The 18,349-nt window shown below is 38.3% G+C and carries 16 protein-coding genes; 9 read left to right on the forward strand and 7 right to left on the reverse strand.

Annotation, left to right across the window (positions count from 1 at the left end; genetic code table 11):
• On the forward strand, positions 1-276 hold a 276-nt coding region (locus C502_RS19385; protein ID WP_018676802.1), incomplete at its 5' end, for an IS1 family transposase.
• Positions 277-310: 34 nt separating this feature from the next.
• Here the strand turns inward: C502_RS19385 and C502_RS0100010 are convergent.
• From C502_RS0100010 to C502_RS0100020, 3 genes are all read right to left on the reverse strand, one after another.
• Positions 311-2,011: an Hsp70 family protein gene (locus C502_RS0100010; RefSeq protein WP_018676803.1), complete on the reverse strand. Its 1,701-nt coding sequence runs from the start codon at positions 2,009-2,011 to the stop codon at positions 311-313.
• A 230-nt stretch (positions 2,012-2,241) separates the two neighbouring features.
• Positions 2,242-3,480, reverse strand: coding sequence for a putative solute-binding protein (locus tag C502_RS0100015; RefSeq protein WP_018676804.1), 1,239 nt, complete (start codon positions 3,478-3,480; stop codon positions 2,242-2,244).
• Positions 3,481-3,642: 162 nt separating this feature from the next.
• Entirely contained in the window at positions 3,643-6,297 is a 2,655-nt protein-coding gene (locus C502_RS0100020) for a heavy metal translocating P-type ATPase (RefSeq protein WP_018676805.1), read from the reverse strand.
• Between the two features lie 99 nt (positions 6,298-6,396).
• On the opposite strand from C502_RS0100020, the gene C502_RS0100025 reads away from it, so the two are divergent.
• Positions 6,397-6,777: a MerR family transcriptional regulator gene (locus C502_RS0100025; RefSeq protein WP_018676806.1), complete on the forward strand. Its 381-nt coding sequence runs from the start codon at positions 6,397-6,399 to the stop codon at positions 6,775-6,777.
• Positions 6,778-6,838: 61 nt separating this feature from the next.
• On the opposite strand, the gene C502_RS0100030 is transcribed toward C502_RS0100025, so the two are convergent.
• The gene (locus C502_RS0100030; RefSeq protein ID WP_023274710.1) at positions 6,839-7,039 is read right to left on the reverse strand and encodes a hypothetical protein; all 201 of its coding nucleotides are present in this window, start codon (positions 7,037-7,039) and stop codon (positions 6,839-6,841) included.
• Positions 7,040-7,485: 446 nt separating this feature from the next.
• Here C502_RS0100030 and C502_RS0100035 point away from each other — a divergent pair, with 446 nt between their 5' ends.
• The 5 genes from C502_RS0100035 to C502_RS0100055 all read left to right on the forward strand — a co-directional run bounded on the left by C502_RS0100035 (position 7,486) and on the right by C502_RS0100055 (position 13,611).
• Entirely contained in the window at positions 7,486-8,073 is a 588-nt protein-coding gene (locus tag C502_RS0100035; RefSeq protein WP_026315696.1) for a 5-formyltetrahydrofolate cyclo-ligase, read from the forward strand.
• Between the two features lie 143 nt (positions 8,074-8,216).
• Positions 8,217-10,646 carry an endopeptidase La gene (lon, locus tag C502_RS0100040; RefSeq protein ID WP_018676809.1) on the forward strand — a complete coding sequence of 810 codons (2,430 nt, stop codon included), beginning with the start codon at positions 8,217-8,219 and terminating at the stop codon, positions 10,644-10,646.
• 325 nt (positions 10,647-10,971) lie between these two features.
• Positions 10,972-11,451 carry a 23S rRNA (pseudouridine(1915)-N(3))-methyltransferase RlmH gene (gene rlmH / locus C502_RS0100045; RefSeq protein WP_018676810.1) on the forward strand — a complete coding sequence of 160 codons (480 nt, stop codon included), beginning with the start codon at positions 10,972-10,974 and terminating at the stop codon, positions 11,449-11,451.
• 111 nt (positions 11,452-11,562) lie between these two features.
• Complete coding sequence (locus C502_RS0100050; protein ID WP_023274708.1) at positions 11,563-12,336, forward strand: DODA-type extradiol aromatic ring-opening family dioxygenase; 774 nt, start codon at positions 11,563-11,565, stop codon at positions 12,334-12,336.
• A 168-nt stretch (positions 12,337-12,504) separates the two neighbouring features.
• On the forward strand, positions 12,505-13,611 hold the full coding sequence (locus C502_RS0100055) for an META and DUF4377 domain-containing protein (RefSeq protein WP_018676812.1): 1,107 nt from the start codon (positions 12,505-12,507) through the stop codon (positions 13,609-13,611).
• Between the two features lie 91 nt (positions 13,612-13,702).
• Here the strand turns inward: C502_RS0100055 and gdhA are convergent, their stop codons facing one another.
• Complete coding sequence (gene gdhA, locus C502_RS0100060) at positions 13,703-15,046, reverse strand: NADP-specific glutamate dehydrogenase (RefSeq protein ID WP_018676813.1); 1,344 nt, start codon at positions 15,044-15,046, stop codon at positions 13,703-13,705.
• A 372-nt stretch (positions 15,047-15,418) separates the two neighbouring features.
• Between gdhA and C502_RS0100065 the strand changes: the two genes are divergently transcribed.
• Both C502_RS0100065 and nth read left to right on the forward strand, forming a co-directional pair.
• On the forward strand, positions 15,419-16,234 hold the full coding sequence (locus C502_RS0100065) for an RnfABCDGE type electron transport complex subunit B (protein WP_228129316.1): 816 nt from the start codon (positions 15,419-15,421) through the stop codon (positions 16,232-16,234).
• Positions 16,235-16,921, forward strand: a complete 687-nt coding sequence (gene nth, locus C502_RS0100070) for an endonuclease III (protein WP_018676815.1) — start codon at positions 16,235-16,237, stop codon at positions 16,919-16,921.
• Here nth and C502_RS0100075 read toward each other — a convergent pair.
• Positions 16,918-17,100 carry a hypothetical protein gene (locus C502_RS0100075; protein WP_026315697.1) on the reverse strand — a complete coding sequence of 61 codons (183 nt, stop codon included), beginning with the start codon at positions 17,098-17,100 and terminating at the stop codon, positions 16,918-16,920. The genes nth and C502_RS0100075 overlap by 4 nt on opposite strands.
• Positions 17,101-17,164: 64 nt before the next feature.
• A complete protein-coding gene (locus C502_RS0100080) occupies positions 17,165-18,349 on the reverse strand; it encodes a VWA domain-containing protein (protein WP_018676817.1) in 1,185 nt (394 codons plus the stop codon).

The raw sequence follows: 18,349 nt of genomic DNA on the forward strand, positions 1-18,349 counted from the left end.
CCTACAGCCTATTTTAATTTAGCAACATGTAGTGATTATTGGTCAAGTTATGCTGAGGTATTTAACCCTGATACTCATCGCTCTGTGGGTAAACATACAGGCTTAACTAACCATGTTGAGCGATTCAATGCGACATTAAGGAATCGCTTGGGACGTTTTACACGGAAAACTTTAAGCTTTTCGAAGAAGAAAGAAAATCATGAAGCTGTCTTGCATATGTTTTTATTAAAATACAATCAAGACATGAAAAAGAAATGGCTAACACGTCATATTTGAGCACTACCAAAAATTTATGATATGGGTAGTCTTATCAATACTCTTCAAATAAGCTTAAATCTTCAATTTCATTTAAAAATGCTTCAAAGTATTGACGTACTTCTCGAATTTGTCTTTCATCTTGTAGATTTAAAATATGATTAAACTGCTGTGTTCGTTCACCAATCTGTAAACGAATATCACCTGTACGCTCACTAAACAATCGTTCTGCTCGTAGCAATAAGCTTTTATTCATTAAATTATCACGAGGATGAATTTTGAGTTTTTGTAGTTGTTTACGAGCTTGCTCAACTTGTTCAGGACTCATCACACTCTGATGATTGATCACAACTTTTTGTAGCTTCTCACCAGTTATAGGTACCTCTACATCAACATCTAAAATCCCATTTGGATTATAAGAAAAACGAACTTCAATCGATAAATGATCATCATTTGATGGTAAAGGAATATTCAATTCGCCTAAGAAAATATTTTCTTTACATAAACGATGTTCACCTTGATAAATCCTAACATTAATTTCTCTTTGCCCTTTATTCATTGCAGTATAAGTATTCACTTTACTTGCAGGGATGACCGTATTTCGTTCCAAAATTGGTGAAAATTGCTCATCAAGACCAACTGCTATTCCCAAACTAAATGGGCAGACATCTGTTAATACCACTTCTTTCAAGGATAAATCTTTTGATTTTAGTCCAGCTTGTACACATGCTCCACGAACAATCGCCTCATCTGGTTGTACACTCGTTGATGGGAAACGACCAAAGAGCTTGGTCACCATTTTACGAACTGCAGGAATCCGAGTTGCCCCACCGACCATAATGATTTGATCTACTTGCTGCGGTAATATTCGCGCATCTCTTAAAGCACGTTCTAATGGACGGCGTAAGCGAAGAAGCAATGGTTCAGACCAACTCGCAAACTCTTCTTGGCTCACATCAAGCGTTGCTTCTTTATCTTTCCATTTGAAATTTAATGTTGTTTGAGACTCTTTACTTAATACATGTAAACAATGTTGTGCTTTTGCTTTTAATGCAATTTCAATATCCAATGGGATTGTATTTTCAATATAACTAAAGACTGAAGCATTTTTTTTCCAATACTGCTTCATCAAAAGTTGTACAAAGTCATCACCACCTAAATAGTTATCGCCAGCACTCGCCCGAACTTCAATAATGCCATCAAATAGCTCTACAATTGAAACGTCAAACGTGCCTCCACCTAAATCAAAAATCAGAAAGCAACTATCTTCCGTTTGTCCCAAACCATAGGCTAAAGCTGCGGCTGTTGGCTCATTAATCAAACGACTGACCTTTAAACCTGCAAGCTCTGCTGCAGAAATAGTTGCTTGACGTTGAATATCATTAAAATATGCAGGAACGGTAATGACCGCTTCCTCAACCTCACATTTCAACTCATGTTCAACGTCTTGTTTTAAAGATTTAAGAATAAGTGATGACAATTCAACTGCTGAAAAAGTCTGTTGACCGAGTTTCAATCTTTTTGATGTTCCCATCAACCGCTTAAAACTGGTGAGGACTTCATTTCCGCCACTTCTTAATTCTAAAGCAGCTTGCCCAATTAATATTTGTCCTTGCTCATCCATTGCAATTGCAGAAGGTGTTAACTTACATCCATATGGATTTTCGATCAGTCTAGATTGACCATTTTCAAAAATACCAACAAGAGAGTTACTTGTTCCGAGATCGATTGCTATTAAAGGTTTTGATTCTGTCATTTTTTATCAATAATTAAAAAGTACTAAAATTTAAATTCATTTTAGTTGATAAATAAATAAGTAGCGAGTCTTAGATTAAAAATAATCAGCAAATTCCCATCTATATTAAAAAGCGATATTAATAGAGCCTTTGCAAAAGCCAACAATAAATAACTTTAATTTATAACTTTTAAACAGTTATTAAAAATTACACTTTTACAAGAGCTCTAATCTAAAGTGTTAAAACTATCTCACTCATCCTTCAAAGTACATTCATAATTACTTGGATCTTGTGAGCAGCGTACTTGTTTGAGTAACTTCATCATATCTTTGTCATAAAACCCTTCTTTAGTCATTTGAATACGTGCTTCACGCATTAATCTGACATAACCAGGTTTATCACTTTCGTGTAAATTCAACCAAAATTTATCGGGAACTTTCGCTTCAATCTTGTCGACAAATTCAAATGCAGGATTTAACTGTTTAGAAATGACTTCCCGCGCAATAGACCCCATCCCTGCGGGGAATTTATTACGATGCATAATCAAAGTTCCTGTCACTTGAATCACAGGAAACTTGATAATCCCGCCAACAGCCTTACCTGATTTATCAGTCATACCCTTTTGTAATTCAAGTGGCTCAAATAGAATAGCTGGTCCCGCCATAATATCGACTTCTTTATTATTAAACTTACCTCCAACAGTGACTAAATCCACTGAAACAGGTTGAGCACCCATGCTCTGTACTAATTTCTTTTGAGTTTCATCAAATTGGAAAACAGCAACTTTTTTACCTGCTGCTTTTGCTAAAGTATTAATATTACGATCTGTGACCATAATATATGCTGCACCCAGTGGCACAATACCGACAACTTCATAATCTTTATTTACCATTTTTTCATCAAATTTTGGATTCGCCAAAACCTGAATCACCGAACTCAATTGCTTATAGGTTTGTAATGCGCCAATCGCATCAATACTCCCCACAAATTTATTAAACTGCTTTGCACGTAAATTACTAATCCCTGCACCATCACAACGCTTACTACGGAAATCTTCTGTTAATACCGCTTCATTGGTATAAACTTTTAGATTCACTAAGGTGGATGCCTCTTTTTTCAATTTTGGGTAATCGAAGTCTAATTTGAATTGTAGATGCGAAGGGCGTGTCACATTCATATTGACGCCAAATTGCTTGGCGACACGTACCATGCGCGGAATTTCAGTAATGTAACTGGTTGCCTGCTCAAAAGCCTCACTATGTTCTCCATTTGGAGAAAAGACACATAAAGTGACTTGCTTCGGAATCTGCTGCCACGTTTTAGGATCGTTAAGTAGCTGTTTAATCTTATTTTGTGAATGTGCAGAAAGTGTTAAATCTAGTTTACCTTCAGGTGCTGCATGACTAGCATTCGTCAATAATAGTGATGATGCGATAATACTTGTAGTAAATAATGATTTTACAATCCGAGTGAGTTTATTTTTTTGCATATTTCGATCCATCCTTAGCTATTTCCCAATAGTTTTGATTCAAGTTAAGGATAAAACCAAGAAATAGAATTGACTGCATTCATTTTGATGATGTCAGTTGGGTCAAAATAAAGCCACTACTCTCAACTTATGAGAATAGAGGCTTTATTCTTACAAAGTGAATTATGATTTATTTAAACGTAAAGCATTCACCACAACAGAGAGTGAACTTAATGACATTGCCACTGCGGCAAACATTGGCGTAAGTAATAATCCTGTGAATGGATAAAATAACCCTGCTGCAATAGGCACACCTAATCCATTATAAACAAAAGAGAATGCAAGATTTTGCTTCATGTTCTTCACACCCAGTTTTGCCATATGTACGGCTTGAGCAACCCCTTGAATATCCCCTTTAACTAAAGTCACTTGTGCCGTTTGCTTAGCAATATCAGTTCCCGTTCCCATCGCAATACCGACATTTGCCTGTGCAAGTGCTGGTGCATCATTGATCCCATCTCCTGCCATTGCCACAGTTTTTCCTTGAGCTTGTGCTTGTTTCACAATTTCAAGCTTTTGCTGAGGATCAAGATTGCCATAAACGGTTTGAATACCCAAAAGACCTGCAACCATGTCTGCATTTTTTTGATGATCACCCGTTGCCATAACCACTTCAATTCCATCGACATGCAGTTGCTCAATCACCGCTTTGGCATTTTGTTTGATTGCATCATGAATTGAGATATAAGCGATTAACTCTTGTTCTGACATCAGAAAACTAATCACATCACCTTGCGCACGCTTTTGATCCAGCGCTTGGGCTAAATCATCACTCAAAGTTAAAGCTAACTGTTCAATAAGCTTTTGACTGCCAATATACAAGGTCTGACGATCAATATTTCCTTTCACACCAAAGCCTGCGAGATCTTCAAAATCAGAGACATTGAGTAATTGATTTGCATCAACTAATTGAGTTAAGGTTTGGGCAATTGGATGCGTCGAATATTGTTCAATCGATGCAATCCATAATTCAATTTGTGCTTGGTTATAGGTTTTAGATAAAAGCCGAATCTCTTTTAAACTTGGCTTACCTTCAGTTAATGTTCCCGTTTTATCAATAATCAAAGTATTGACCGTACTTAAAGCTTCAATCGCCTCAGCATCTTTAAACAACACGCCTTTTTGAGCGGCTCGACCCGTGGTTGCCATCACGGACATTGGCGTTGCCAAACCTAAAGCACACGGACAAGCAATAATCAAAACTGCAACAGCACACATTAAGGCTAAATCAAATTGTGCTTTCCCAAATACCATCCATGCAATAAAAGTCAAAACACTCATACTGAGTACGGCGATCACGAAGTATTTCGCCACGACATCCGCAATACGTTGCAGCGGTGCTTTCGAACGTTGAGCATCGGCAACAGTCTGAATCATTTTGGCTAATGTCGTGTTCGCCCCGACCGCAGTGGTTTGGATTCGAATAGCACCTTGTTGATTAATCGTCCCGCCAATGACTAGATCATCTTTTTCCTTTTTCACAGCAACAGGCTCACCGGTCATCATGGATTCGTCAACATAGGTCTTTCCATCAACCACGACACCATCAAGTGGAATTTGCTCACCCGATGATATTTGCAAAATATCACCTTGTTTGACCATCGCAATATCCACTTCAACAACTTGATCATGCTGCACAAGTTTTGCTTTAGCAGGTTGTAAACGTAGCAAAGCTTTTAATGAATTTGCTGTTTGTGAGCGTGCTTTTAGTTCTAAAATTTGACCTAGCAAGCTCAATGAAACAATCATACATGCTGCTTCAAAATACACAGCAACACCATGTCCTGTTTTGGCTTCAACTGGAATCAATGATGGAAAAACCGTGGCAACCACACTGTAGATAAATGCAGCAAGTACCCCGACACCAATCAAACTCCACATATTCAGATGTCCAGTTTTATAGGACACCCAACAGCGTTGTAAAATGGGATAACCTGCCCATAGCACGACAGGTAAAGTTAAAACCAACTCAATCCACGGCTGAATATGCGGTGAAATAAAAGCATGAATATGTGAACCCATTGCCAAAATCATTACCAACAAACTCAAAGGCAGCGTTGTCCAAAAACGCCGACTAAAATCCACCAGTTCAGGATTTGGACTGTCATTTAAGGTCGGCTGCATTGGTTCAAGTGCCATACCACAAATGGGGCAAGTCCCTGGTCCTTTTTGTACGATTTCAGGATCCATTGGACAGGTATAATCCATCTCCATCGCACCTTCTGGTACAGGACGTTGATCAGCAGGAATCAAATAGAATTCAGGATCATTGCTGAATTTGTCTAAGCAAGAAGGATTACAGAAATAATAAGTTTGACCTTCATAATCTGTTTTTAAATCTGTCGTGGTTTTGACAGACATACCACACACGGGGTCAATCTCGGTTTGCCCCACTTCTTTCGCATGCGTGTGTTGCTGCCCACTACAACATGAACTTAGCTTTTGCTCTATTGGTTTTGGCGCACAACAAGATGATGGTTTGACTGGCGCAATCTTCTGCTCTGATTCACCCTCACCACATGAAGATTGTTTTTTTTGTTTCTCTTTAGCGCAGCAAGATGATGCTGTTTGCACGTTATCTTGTTTTAAGAAGTTTTCAGGTTGTAGACTAAATTTTTGCTTGCAGCCTGCTGAACAGAACAAATATCGAATACTTAGATAATCAAAGTAATACTGAGAAGTTTCAGCGACCTGCATACCACAAACAGGATCAATATATTCATAAACAAACGCTGTTGCTTTTTTAGAACAACATGATGAAGGTTGTTGATGAGCCATCACGACACCTATCTTTTCTTTCTTGATAGGTCTAGGATAAAGTCTGTACCTAGGTACAGAGTCAAGTGCTTTTTAATCTTTAAATGCAGGCATCAGAACATGAATTTGACCATCGGAAAACTAGCAAAATCATGCAATATAAATGTTGAAACGATTCGTTATTATCAACGTATTGGTTTAATGCGTATCCCTGAAAGTACGCAAAGTTATCGTTATTATAATCAACAGGATTTGGAAACCTTGAGTTTTATTCAAAAAGCCAAAGATGCAGGTTTACAACTGAATGAAATTAAAGAGTTGCTCACACTAAACTTAGAAGATCGTATTCAAGTACAGCATGTGATTGAACAGCGTTTAAACAAAATTGATGAGCGTATTCAAGAATTAGTCGGTTTGAAACAACGACTTTCGACATGGTTAGAAGACTGTAAAACCACAGAAAATAACTGCTGCCCGATATTAATTGAACTCAAGCAATAAAATTAACCTAATTACAATGACAAGCATCTGAAAAGTTATCATCAAACACTTGTCGTTATTTTTAAATAAAAGACCAGACTACATTTTCATCTTGTCGTTTTAACAAAAAACTAGTCTGATGATCATCAGTTACCACCATATGCTGATTTGAAACCATCATTACTTTAAGTAATGTATCATTTTGATAAACTAAATCACGCTTACCTTCTTTTGTTAAGATAAGCATCTGATCTAATACAATTACTTTCTTTGAATCAAACATACCTTTCCCTCTAAAATAGCATTCCTGCTTTTCTTGAATATTTTTATAAAGTCGATTAATGAGTCCTATCATGAATAGATCTATTGATTAGTCGAATTAGAAGCTCATCTATAACTCTAAAAATATCCCTTTTAATTATTTAAATGTGTGAAATGAAATGGTCTCAAGAATTTCACCAATTCAAGTATAGGTTATTTTTAACTCACAATGTCTTATTTTTGTCACAAATATATAAAAAAAGACACTTTATGCTCTTTTTTAGAAAATTAGCATCTGCTTAGACAAGTTTTCTGAAAAAATTTGGGAGTTTCTTGAAAATACAAACTTCTCTTATTTTTTTATCTGAGTGTAATAGAGAACTAGAATTCAACTTCTTTTATTTAAATGTTTAAGTACAATAAGCAAATCAACTGCTATTCTGAAGAGCAATCAACTTTTTAAACATCATGAACATGACTTTAAATACGTTAAGAAAACAGATTCGTTTAAAAAGAAAGTACGTGAATCATTTTGAGCATAAAAAAAATGAGCAACAGGTTTTAAACCGATTAAAATCGACACCTCAATTCAAATCTGCGAAGAAAGTTGGGTTATATCTTCATGCTTTTGGTGAAATCCATACAAAAAAATTGATCCAGCTCTGTTTTCAACATAAAAAACAAGTTTACTTACCCATGATCTGCACGATGAATCAAAACCTTGTGTGGGTAAAAATCAATTCAAACCAATACATCAACAAACGTTTTTCTCATCACCCATTGGGCATGAAAGAACCCATGGCAAGCCGAGGCAATCATGTTTCAACACTAGATTTACTGATTATGCCTTTACTTGCTTGTGATCATCGAGGTACTCGAATCGGCATGGGAGGTGGTTTCTATGACCGCACTTTAGCAACCGCACCACACCGACCTTTTCGTTTAGGCCTCGCTCACACATTCCAATATATTGATCATACATTGCCTAGACAAAAATGGGATCAACCACTCAATGCTCTACTCACTTCAGAAAAATTTTATATTTTCAAAGCTTAGGTTTATTTTTTAAACATTTTCTAGAACAAATCCGAGTAATTTAGTCTTTTTTTAATATTTTCTAAGCAAAAACCCTTGTAATTTTTAAAATGCACATCACTATAAAAACATGGCAACACCGTTGTCACTCATTAGGAGTGCTCATGTCTGAATATATTTTAAATAACGAAACTAGCTTAGAGCCACAGGTTCCAAGTGTATTACCACTCTTAGCATTACGTGATGTTGTGGTTTATCCGCACATGCAAATTGCGCTATTTGTGGGTCGTGAAAAATCGATCAATGCAGTGGATGTAGCTCGTAACGGTGACAATCTAGTATTTGTGGTTGCGCAAAAAGATTCGCTTACAGAAGAAATTGATCACGATAATCTCTATCAATATGGAACTGTAGCTAAAATCGTACAAGTGGTGAATCATGAGAATGATGAAAACTGCATCAAAGTACTGATTGAAGGTCTACATCGTTCTAAATTAGATCGCATTATTGATGGTGAAGAATACCTAACAGCTGAACATCATTTAAGCCCAATCACATTACCATTGGATCAAGAGACTCAAGAAACTCGCTTAAATGAATTACGCACCTTGTTTGCTCAATATGCAGAAGCAAAACTGCGTAATGCACGTGAACTTGTTGCAGCAGCAAATAAAATCGAAGACTTATTACAGTTAATGTTCTTCGTTGCGACTCGTGTGCCTTTAAACATTGAAGTAAAACAAAAGTTTTTAGAGCACGATGAGTTTGAAGCGCATTTAGAAGAGTTAATGAGCTATTTGATGAATCAATCTGCTGAACAGCAAATTGAACAAACGCTGCATGACAGTGTAAAACGTCAGATGGAAAAGAACCAACGTGAATACTTTCTAAATGAAAAAATGAAAGTCATTCAACGTGAACTTTCTGATATGAATGGCGGTGCTGAAGATGACGTTGCTGAAATCGAAAAACGTCTTGCTGAAGCCGATTTACCTGAACACGTACGCAAAAAAGCTGAAGCTGAGTTTCGTAAACTAAAAGCGATGCAACCTGCTTCGAGTGAAGCTGCTGTGGTGCGTAACTATTTAGAAGTCATTCTAGATACCCCATGGAACAAAGCAAGCAAAGTCAGCATTAACTTAGCAAAAGCACAAGAAATTCTTGATGAAGATCACTACGGCTTAGATGACGTGAAAGATCGTATTGTTGAATATCTTGCAGTTCAATCGCGGGTGAAAAAACTCAAAGGTCCAATTTTGTGTTTAGTGGGCCCTCCTGGTGTTGGTAAAACTTCACTTGGCGAATCTGTAGCAAAAGCAACAGGTCGTGAGTTTGTTCGTATGGCGCTGGGTGGTGTACGTGATGAAGCTGAAATCCGTGGTCATCGTCGTACGTATATTGGTGCGATGCCAGGTAAAATTGTGCAGTCATTAACGAAAGTCGGTGTAAAAAACCCATTGTTCTTACTCGACGAAATCGACAAGATGGCACAAGACTACCGTGGTGATCCTGCATCAGCATTGCTTGAAGTACTTGATCCATCACAGAACAATAAGTTCAACGATCACTACTTAGATCTTGATCTTGACCTTTCAGAAGTGATGTTCATTTGTACTGCTAACAGCATGAATATTCCAGAAGCCTTATTAGATCGTATGGAAGTGATTCGTCTACCAGGTTATACCGAAGATGAAAAAGTGAATATTGCTGAACGCTACCTTGTTCCAAAGGCAATCAAGAACAATGGTCTACGTGCTAAAGAATTGACTGTTCACGAAGAAGCGATTCGTGACATCGTACAACGTTATACCCGTGAAGCAGGTGTACGTAGTTTAGAACGTGAAGTGTCTAAAATTGCACGTAAAGTTGTGAAAGAAGCGGTGAGCAAGAAGTCTAAAAACTTACAAGTTGAAGTCACATCGACCAACCTTCCAGAATACTTAGGTCCACATAAGTTTGACTTTGGTATCGCAGAGGATGAAGCACAAGTCGGTCGTGTTAATGGTTTAGCTTGGACTTCTGTCGGTGGCGAGTTATTGACAATTGAAGTTGCAGCAGTCAAAGGTAAAGGTAAATTCATTACGACGGGTTCACTCGGCGATGTTATGAAAGAATCAATTACCGCAGCAATGACCGTTGTTCGTACACGTGCTGATGAATTGGGGATCGAGTCTTCACGTTTTGAAGAAACTGATGTTCACGTTCACTTACCTGAAGGTGCAACACCAAAAGATGGTCCATCTGCTGGCTTAGCACTGACGACTGCGCTTGTATCGGCATTTACAGGTATTGCGATTCGCCCAGACATTGCCATGACAGGTGAAACCAGTCTTGGTGGTCGTGCGATGCGTATTGGTGGTTTAAAAGAGAAACTTCTTGCAGCGCACCGCGGTGGAATTAAATTGGTTTTCATTCCACAAGATAATGTTCGCGATTTAGCTGAAATCCCTGACAATGTAAAAGAAGGTTTAGAAATCAAAGCTGTGAAAAGTATTGATGACATCCTACCTTTAGCATTGACGGATACACCTAAACCTTTGCCTAAAACACCGATTGTTAAACCAGTAGAAGAAGCAAAGGCTGCACGCCACTAATCGACTAAATATTTGAAAATTAAAGAGAGCTACGGCTCTCTTTTTTTGTTACAAATCATGATTGAAAAATAACCAATATGTTGCATAATGAAATAGAGTCGATAAGAATAAAGACGAAGCTTGACTCCGTAAACTCATTTTTTTAGTGTCATCCGAACTCCAGACTGATGACACTTTGATCGCAGCTCAGACGCAATTTTGAGCTGCGTTTTTTATGTTATGGAATAAAGCATTTATACTATCGAACAACATTCATGCTTACTCTCATCACCATCAAGCATCGACAGCGTTTATAATAGACTTCATTTTCCCATCAGTTTGTTCTATGAAAATTCGTATTCTGACCATTGGTCAAAAAATGCCTGCTTGGGTACTGACGGGCTTTGAAGATTATTTCAAACGTATCCAACCTTTTGTACAAACTCAAGTCATTGAACTACCTATGGCAAAACGTGGAAAAAATGATTCTGAAGCAGACATTTTAAAATATTGCCAAATTGAAGGCGAAAGTATTTTAAATGCGCTCAAGTCGAATGAAATATTAATAGCTTTAGAAGTCGGTGGTCGCGAACTCAGTACCGAAAAACTGGCTGATACCATGAAACAATGGATGCTTGAAGGCAATGATATTGCACTTGCAATTGGTGGACCTGATGGACATTCAGATGCAGTTCGTAAAGCTGCAGCTTGGCATTGGTCTCTCTCTAAACTGACTATGCCCCACCCAATGGTACGTATTTTACTAATTGAACAATTATACAGAGCTATGAGTATTAACCATAACCATCCTTATCATCGTGCTTAACATCTCAGTAGAATTGTTCTGATTATAGAACAAACTGTTGATATTTAAGGGCTGTCATTGTTTCAATGATTTTGTCACGATAATGATGTATTTCCAATCAGGTGCTTATTTATGAATTTCCAGACTTTACCCGGATTATTTATTTCCCATGGCTCACCCATGCTTGCACTTGATCCAGAACAAGTCGGTCCTGCACTGCATCGTTTAAGCAGTAATTTACCGAAGCCTCAAGCAATTATTGTGATGTCCGCCCATTGGGAAAGCCAAGCACTAGAAGTCAGTACATCGACTCGACCTGAAACATGGCATGATTTCCGTGGCTTCCCTCCTAAACTTTACGAGATTCGTTATCCTGCTGCGGGCGCTCCAAAACTTGCTGAGGAAATACTGACTCTATTTGCAGAAGCAGATATTCCTGCACATGCAAATAGCACCCGACCACGAGATCACGGTGTATGGATGCCTTTATTGCATATGTACCCAGAAGCAGATATTCCTGTCATTGAAATTTCATTACCGATCAAAATGAATGCTGATGAGATTTACAAAATTGGACAGGTTTTAGCCCCCTTGCGTGAACAACAAATTCTATTGATTGGTTCAGGCAGCATTACCCATAACCTCTCTGAGCTTACATGGCATGCCAATGCCGAAGTTCCAATGTGGGCAAGTACATTCCGTAACAGCGTGGTCAGTAAACTTACGCATCAAGATTATGATGCCGTGCTTGACTGGCCATCTTTACCCTATATGCAACGAAATCACCCAACACTTGAACATTTTGCCCCGCTATTCTTTGCAATGGGAACAGGACATCGTTTCAGTATCGTACATAGTAGTTTCTCAATGGGATCATTAGGCATGGATATTTATCGTTTTGATTAAAATCGGCTCATTGTCTGTTGCAAATGGCTTGCCTATCTCTAAGCAAGTCATTTTTCTTAAATTTACAATTGGATACATTTAACGAACTTAATCCATAAACGGATTACATTTTCTTTTTTTAAGAATACTTTAAGCTAATGACTGTTATTTATTTACTGTTGTTTGACTATGAAAATTAAATATTTAGTTCTTGCTTTATTGCCACTTTCTTTGATGGCATGCCAAACAGTACAAAATGTGACTGATAATGTTATTTCTCAAATGAATACAAATGCAGCAAAAAATTTAACCGAATATACATGGACTTACCAAGGTTCTAAAGCATCGAAACCTTTAGTTTTAGCTTTTAACGATAATCAACGATTATCCATTCAAACTGGTTGCAATAACCAAGGTGGTACTTGGAATGTTGAAGGCAATACCATTGTGACCTCACCACTGGCATCAACAATGATGGCATGTGCGGATGATTTAATGCAGCAAGAACGTTTATCTGCTGATATTTTCAGTGATAAAAAAGTTCCTTTCGCGCTCAGTACCCAAAATGATCAAGCGATCTTGACGGTAACTGATAGTAAAGGTCAAAAACATGTATTTACAGGAAGCAAAATCGTGAATACGAGTGTGTTAACCAACTATACATGGTCATATCAACCAACTGATACCAAAAAACCAATCGTATTAAGTTTCTTAGCCAATGATCGTTTATCTGTAGACACTGGTTGTAACCGCTTAAATACCTCATGGAAAATTGAAAATGGTTCAATTGTTACAGGTAATGGCGCTTCAACAATGATGGCATGTGAACCAGCTCTGATGAAACAAGAGCAATTTGTAGGTACACTTTTACAGAAACGTAAGGTTCCATTTGAAATCAATGCAACTAATTTAGACCAACCAAGCTTAACCTTGAGCGATGCCAATGGTCAGAAATATACCTTCCTCGGTAAAATGACAGCTGAAGCCAAGTATCAGTCCGAAGGCAAAACTGTATTTATGGAGATTTCTCCTGAAACGAAATCTTGTACGGGTGTCGCACCACAAACATGTATGCAAGTTCGTGAGATCAAATATGATGACAAAGGCATCAAAACCTATGCTGATAAAAATTGGTCACTTTACTACGGTCAAATCGAAGGCTTTGAACACAATCCAAACCAACGTGTGATCGTTCGTGTTAAACGCTATGAAATTAAAAATCCAGCAGCGGATCAATCAAGCTTAGCTGATGTCTTAGATATGGTCGTTGAACAAGAAACCGTGAAAAAACCATAATTTAGTCAGTTAAATAAAAAAATCCGATGTTTCAACATCGGATTTTTTTATGGAAAGTTTCTCTTTATTAAAGAGAGATTTAGGGAGATATTTAATAAATACCCTGTGCAAGAATGGCATCAGCTACTTTGACAAATCCAGCAATATTTGCTCCGTCCACGTAATTAACCGTACCGTTTTCTTTAGTTCCATATCTTAAACAATTGGCATGAATATCTTTCATAATCGCATGTAGGCGTTCATCGACTTCACCATGAGTCCAACCAAAGCGTAATGCATTTTGAGACATCTCAAGACCTGATGTCGCAACTCCCCCCGCATTTGATGCCTTCCCTGGTGCATAAAGAATTTTAGCCGCAATAAATTGCTCAACTGCATCTAAAGTAGATGGCATGTTGGCCCCTTCAGCAACACAAATCACCCCATTCTCTAGCAATAGTTTTGCATCTTCGGCACCTAATTCATTTTGAGTGGCACAAGGTAATGCGATATCAACAGGAATATGCCACGGCGTTTTACCCTCAAAATATTCAAAACCATGCTTCGATGCAAATTCTGAAATACGTCCACGCTTGATATTTTTCAGCTCCATCACTTCGGCAAGTAATGTATCAGTAAAACCATTTTTTACAAAAACCGTGCCATTCGAATCTGAAAGACTCACCACTTTTGCACCTAAAAACATAGCTTTTTCTGCTGCAAATTGTGCGACATTACCCGAACCTGAAATCGAAACCGTTTTTCCTGCAAAACGATCGCCACGGGTTTTCAGCATTTCTTCAGCAAAATAAACAGTGCCATAACCCGTCGCTTCTGGACGCATTAAACTTCCGCCAAAAGAAATACCTTTGCCCGTAAAAACACAAGCCGTATCATTACTCAACTTTTTCATCATACCAGCCATGAAGCCCACTTCACGACCACCAACCCCAATATCGCCTGCTGGAATATCGGTATTTGATCCCAAATGACGGTATAACTCCAACATTAACGCTTGGCAAAAGCGCATAATTTCTGCTTCCGACTTTCCTTTTGGATCAAAGTCAGAACCACCTTTACCACCACCCATAGGCAAGGTCGTTAAAGCATTTTTAAACGTTTGCTCAAAACCTAAGAACTTTAAAATGGATAAATTTACTGAAGGATGAAAACGCATTCCACCCTTGAATGGTCCAATCGCTGAATTATATTGAATACGGAAAGCTCGATTCACATGAGTTTGACCTTGATCATCCATCCACGATACACGGAATTGAATAACACGCTCAGGCTCAACCAAACGTTCCAATAAACCATACTGAGCATATTTAGGGTTTTTCTCGATAAAAGGCCATAAACTGGTCATAACCTCTTCGACAGCTTGCAAAAATTCAGGTTGATACGGATCTCTAGCTTTAACATAGTCCAAAAAATCATTTAAGCTATTGTATTTCAACTCTCACCCCTTTAAATAATGATTTAATTTGGTGCTATAAACGCACCAAAATAGAATATTAAATACATTTAATACCGATTGTGATCAACACTCAACCTAATTTTAATTAATTTAATTATTTATATATAAATATCAATATTTTAAATTTAAAAATATTCATTATTTTTATAATAAATATTAAAAAATTAAGTTAAAAATGACGATTAGCTCAGCAATAAATTATAGAAAATGACTTAGATGTTTAATTTTCGCACCAATAAAACACACAAAAGCACCATTTTATTACAAAAATATACAACCACTTAAATTTAGATTTAATCAACGATCGCCGCCCACGAAACTATTCTTTGCTATAATGAATTCACTGTTTTCATCCTATCTTCTTTCATGTCAGTTTCAGCACAGCAACTCGCTCTTATCGTTCAAATAGACCAACTCTTACCACAAACGCAATGTGGTTTATGTGGACATCGTGACGGCTGTTTACCTTATGCAAAGTCGATCGCGGAAGGTGAAGATGCAAATAAATGTGTTCCTGGTGGACAACCTGTTGCCGATGCACTTGCAATCTTATTAAAAAGACCAACACGGCTTGCTGAACCAAGTGTGTGGGATATTCAAACCGATGGTCGACCACAGCAAATGAAAGCGGTTATTCGTGAAGATGAGTGTATTGGTTGTACCAAATGTATTAGTGCTTGCCCAGTGGATGCCATTATTGGTAGCGGGAAATTAATGCACAGTATTTTGACCGATCTATGTACGGGCTGTGAACTCTGTATTCCCCCCTGTCCTGTAGATTGTATTGATCTGGTCGCAGATACCAATTCATTACCTACAGTTCAACAACGTAATCTTGAACAAGATGATCTCAGACATCGTTATTACGCCCATATCCAACGTGAAGAAAAACGTCGCCTCAGCCGTAAAGGACCGATTGTACGTGCTGAAATTGATACCGAATTTTTTGCTCAATTTTCTCAATCCCTTAACAATGTACCTGTAATTACACTGGTAGACAAAGCCAAAGAAAGCCTTGCACTGGATGCTAAAACGACGATTGAACTTGCAAAAATCCGAACGCAAATCAAAAAGTTAGAAAAACAATTAAGCGTACGTGCTGATGAGCAAAAACAGGCACAATTGTTCGATTTACAACAACGTTTAAATGAATTACAGGAGGTCTAAATGTCTGTAAAAAATATGACTAAAAAACAGATTCAGACTTTTTTTGAACGTTTACGTACGCAAAGACCACATCCTCAAACTGAGCTGAACTACAGCTCTCCTTTTGAGTTACTCATTTCAGTGATGCTGTCGGCACAAGCCACCGATGTCAGTGTCAATAAAGCCACTGATAAACTCTATCCTGTTGCCAATACCGCTCAAGCGATTTTGGCTCTCGGTGTTGATGGTTTAAAAACATATATCAAAACCATCGGGCTGTATAATTCTAAAGCTGAAAACGTCATTAAAACCTGCCAAATCTTAGTGGATCAACATCAAGGGCAAGTGCCACAGACTCGTAAGGAACTCGAAGCCTTGCCGGGTGTGGGTCGTAAAACCGCGAATGTGGTATTGAATACTGCATTTGGTCAACCGACCATGGCAGTCGATACGCATATTTTCCGTCTTGGTAATCGTACAGGCTTGGCTGTAGGAAAAAATGTTTTAGAAGTGGAAGACCGCTTAGTTAAAGTCATTCCTAAAGAATTTATGATTGATGCCCATCACTGGCTCATCTTACACGGACGCTATTGCTGTATTGCACGCAAACCCAAATGTGCCGAATGTATTGTATCCGATGTCTGCAACTGGCCTGATCGTTTTGAATTTGGTGCTATAAAAGCAATTCCAACAAAAAACCTCAGTTAATCCTGAGGTTTTTTACGCTGTTGTAATTTTGGATGCAGCTGACGCTCTCTGCCCTTTTGTTTATTTTCCAAAGCGTGTTGTTTCTGCACATGGCGCAGCATTTTTTGACTTTGATACAATAAAAACAACAGTAAAGCTAAACTTAAAATTACTACCACAATCAAAATAATTTTCAGCAACGAAGTATCCTCAATCAGCTCACACGTTTCGACTTGCATACCGAAACGTCATCTTCATATTCTATTATGTCAGATTTTGTTGGGTTGCATACCATGCATGAATATCTCGTTTTTCAATTGCAGTTGCCATCAATTCTGGGAACTGATCAGGTGTACAAGCAAAGGTTGGAATCCCCATATCCGCAAAGATCTGTGCATGTTGGGTATCGTACCAAGGTGCGCCATCATCAGACAATGCCAGTAGCGCAATCACTTGCACACCACTATCCAACATTTCAGCGACTTGCTTGAGCATTTGCTTGGCATCACCACCTTCACACAAATCGCTGATGAGAATAAAGATGGTATCTTCTGGACGAGTAATTTTACCACGACAATATTTAATCGCTTTGGCAATATCGGTTCCCCCACCCAACTGCGTTCCAAACAACACATCCACAGGGTCTTCGAGCAAAGGGGTTAAATCGGCCAACTCCGTATCAAATACAATCATTTGCGTACTGACTGCACGAATACTTGCCATAACTGCGGCAAAAACACTGGAATAAATCACCGAAGGAGCCATTGAACCACTTTGATCGACACACAGCACAATGTCTTTTAAAGCCGTTTGTTGGCGTGGATGCCCATGTAGTTCATGTGGAATAATGGTTTTAAAATCTTCCTGCCAATGTTTCAAATTGGCTTGAATGGTGCGTTTCCAGTTAATGTCTTGCATGCGTTTAGGACGACGTGTATGCGCTGAGCGATTGATACTACCTCGAATCGCTTGCTGCAACGGTTGTTTTAGACGGTTTTCAAGCTGTTCTACCAACTGACGTACCACGATACGTGCGGTTTCTTTGGTTTTTTCAGGCATCAAATGATTGAGTGAAATTAAGGTAGAAACCAAATGAATATCGACTTCTACGCTCGCCAACAATTCAGGCTCTAACAACATTTGTTGTAAATTTAAACGCTCTAAAGCATCTTTTTGAATAACTTTTACCACAGAAGATGGGAAATACTGGCGAATATCCCCCAACCATTGTGCCACCCGAGGACTAGAATGCCCCAAACCACCACGGCGATTAGGCTGTTGCGCCTGATACAACTCATTCAGACATTCTTGCATTTTGGTATCTTGCACCGACCAATTCGGTAAATGCGAGGTCGAATTTGGGACTTGCCCTAAAATTAATCGCCAACGTCGTTCTTGTTCCGCAAGGTCAGGTTGTTCTAAAGTGATCAATTCTTCATTCATGTTCAT

The organism is Acinetobacter tjernbergiae DSM 14971 = CIP 107465 (genome assembly GCF_000374425.1).
Taxonomy (GTDB): Bacteria; Pseudomonadota; Gammaproteobacteria; order Pseudomonadales; family Moraxellaceae; genus Acinetobacter; species Acinetobacter tjernbergiae.

Coding starts and splice junctions, on each gene's coding strand:
- C502_RS0100010 (WP_018676803.1), bottom strand. CDS start 2,011: ATGACAGAATCAAAACCTTTAATAGCAATCGATCTCGGAACAAGTAAC.
- C502_RS0100015 (WP_018676804.1), bottom strand. CDS start 3,480: ATGCAAAAAAATAAACTCACTCGGATTGTAAAATCATTATTTACTACA.
- C502_RS0100020 (WP_018676805.1), bottom strand. CDS start 6,297: ATGGCTCATCAACAACCTTCATCATGTTGTTCTAAAAAAGCAACAGCG.
- C502_RS0100025 (WP_018676806.1), top strand. CDS start 6,397: ATGAATTTGACCATCGGAAAACTAGCAAAATCATGCAATATAAATGTT.
- C502_RS0100030 (WP_023274710.1), bottom strand. CDS start 7,039: ATGTTTGATTCAAAGAAAGTAATTGTATTAGATCAGATGCTTATCTTA.
- C502_RS0100035 (WP_026315696.1), top strand. CDS start 7,486: ATGAACATGACTTTAAATACGTTAAGAAAACAGATTCGTTTAAAAAGA.
- lon (WP_018676809.1), top strand. CDS start 8,217: ATGTCTGAATATATTTTAAATAACGAAACTAGCTTAGAGCCACAGGTT.
- rlmH (WP_018676810.1), top strand. CDS start 10,972: ATGAAAATTCGTATTCTGACCATTGGTCAAAAAATGCCTGCTTGGGTA.
- C502_RS0100050 (WP_023274708.1), top strand. CDS start 11,563: ATGAATTTCCAGACTTTACCCGGATTATTTATTTCCCATGGCTCACCC.
- C502_RS0100055 (WP_018676812.1), top strand. CDS start 12,505: ATGAAAATTAAATATTTAGTTCTTGCTTTATTGCCACTTTCTTTGATG.
- nth (WP_018676815.1), top strand. CDS start 16,235: ATGTCTGTAAAAAATATGACTAAAAAACAGATTCAGACTTTTTTTGAA.
- C502_RS0100080 (WP_018676817.1), bottom strand. CDS start 18,349: ATGAACATGAATGAAGAATTGATCACTTTAGAACAACCTGACCTTGCG.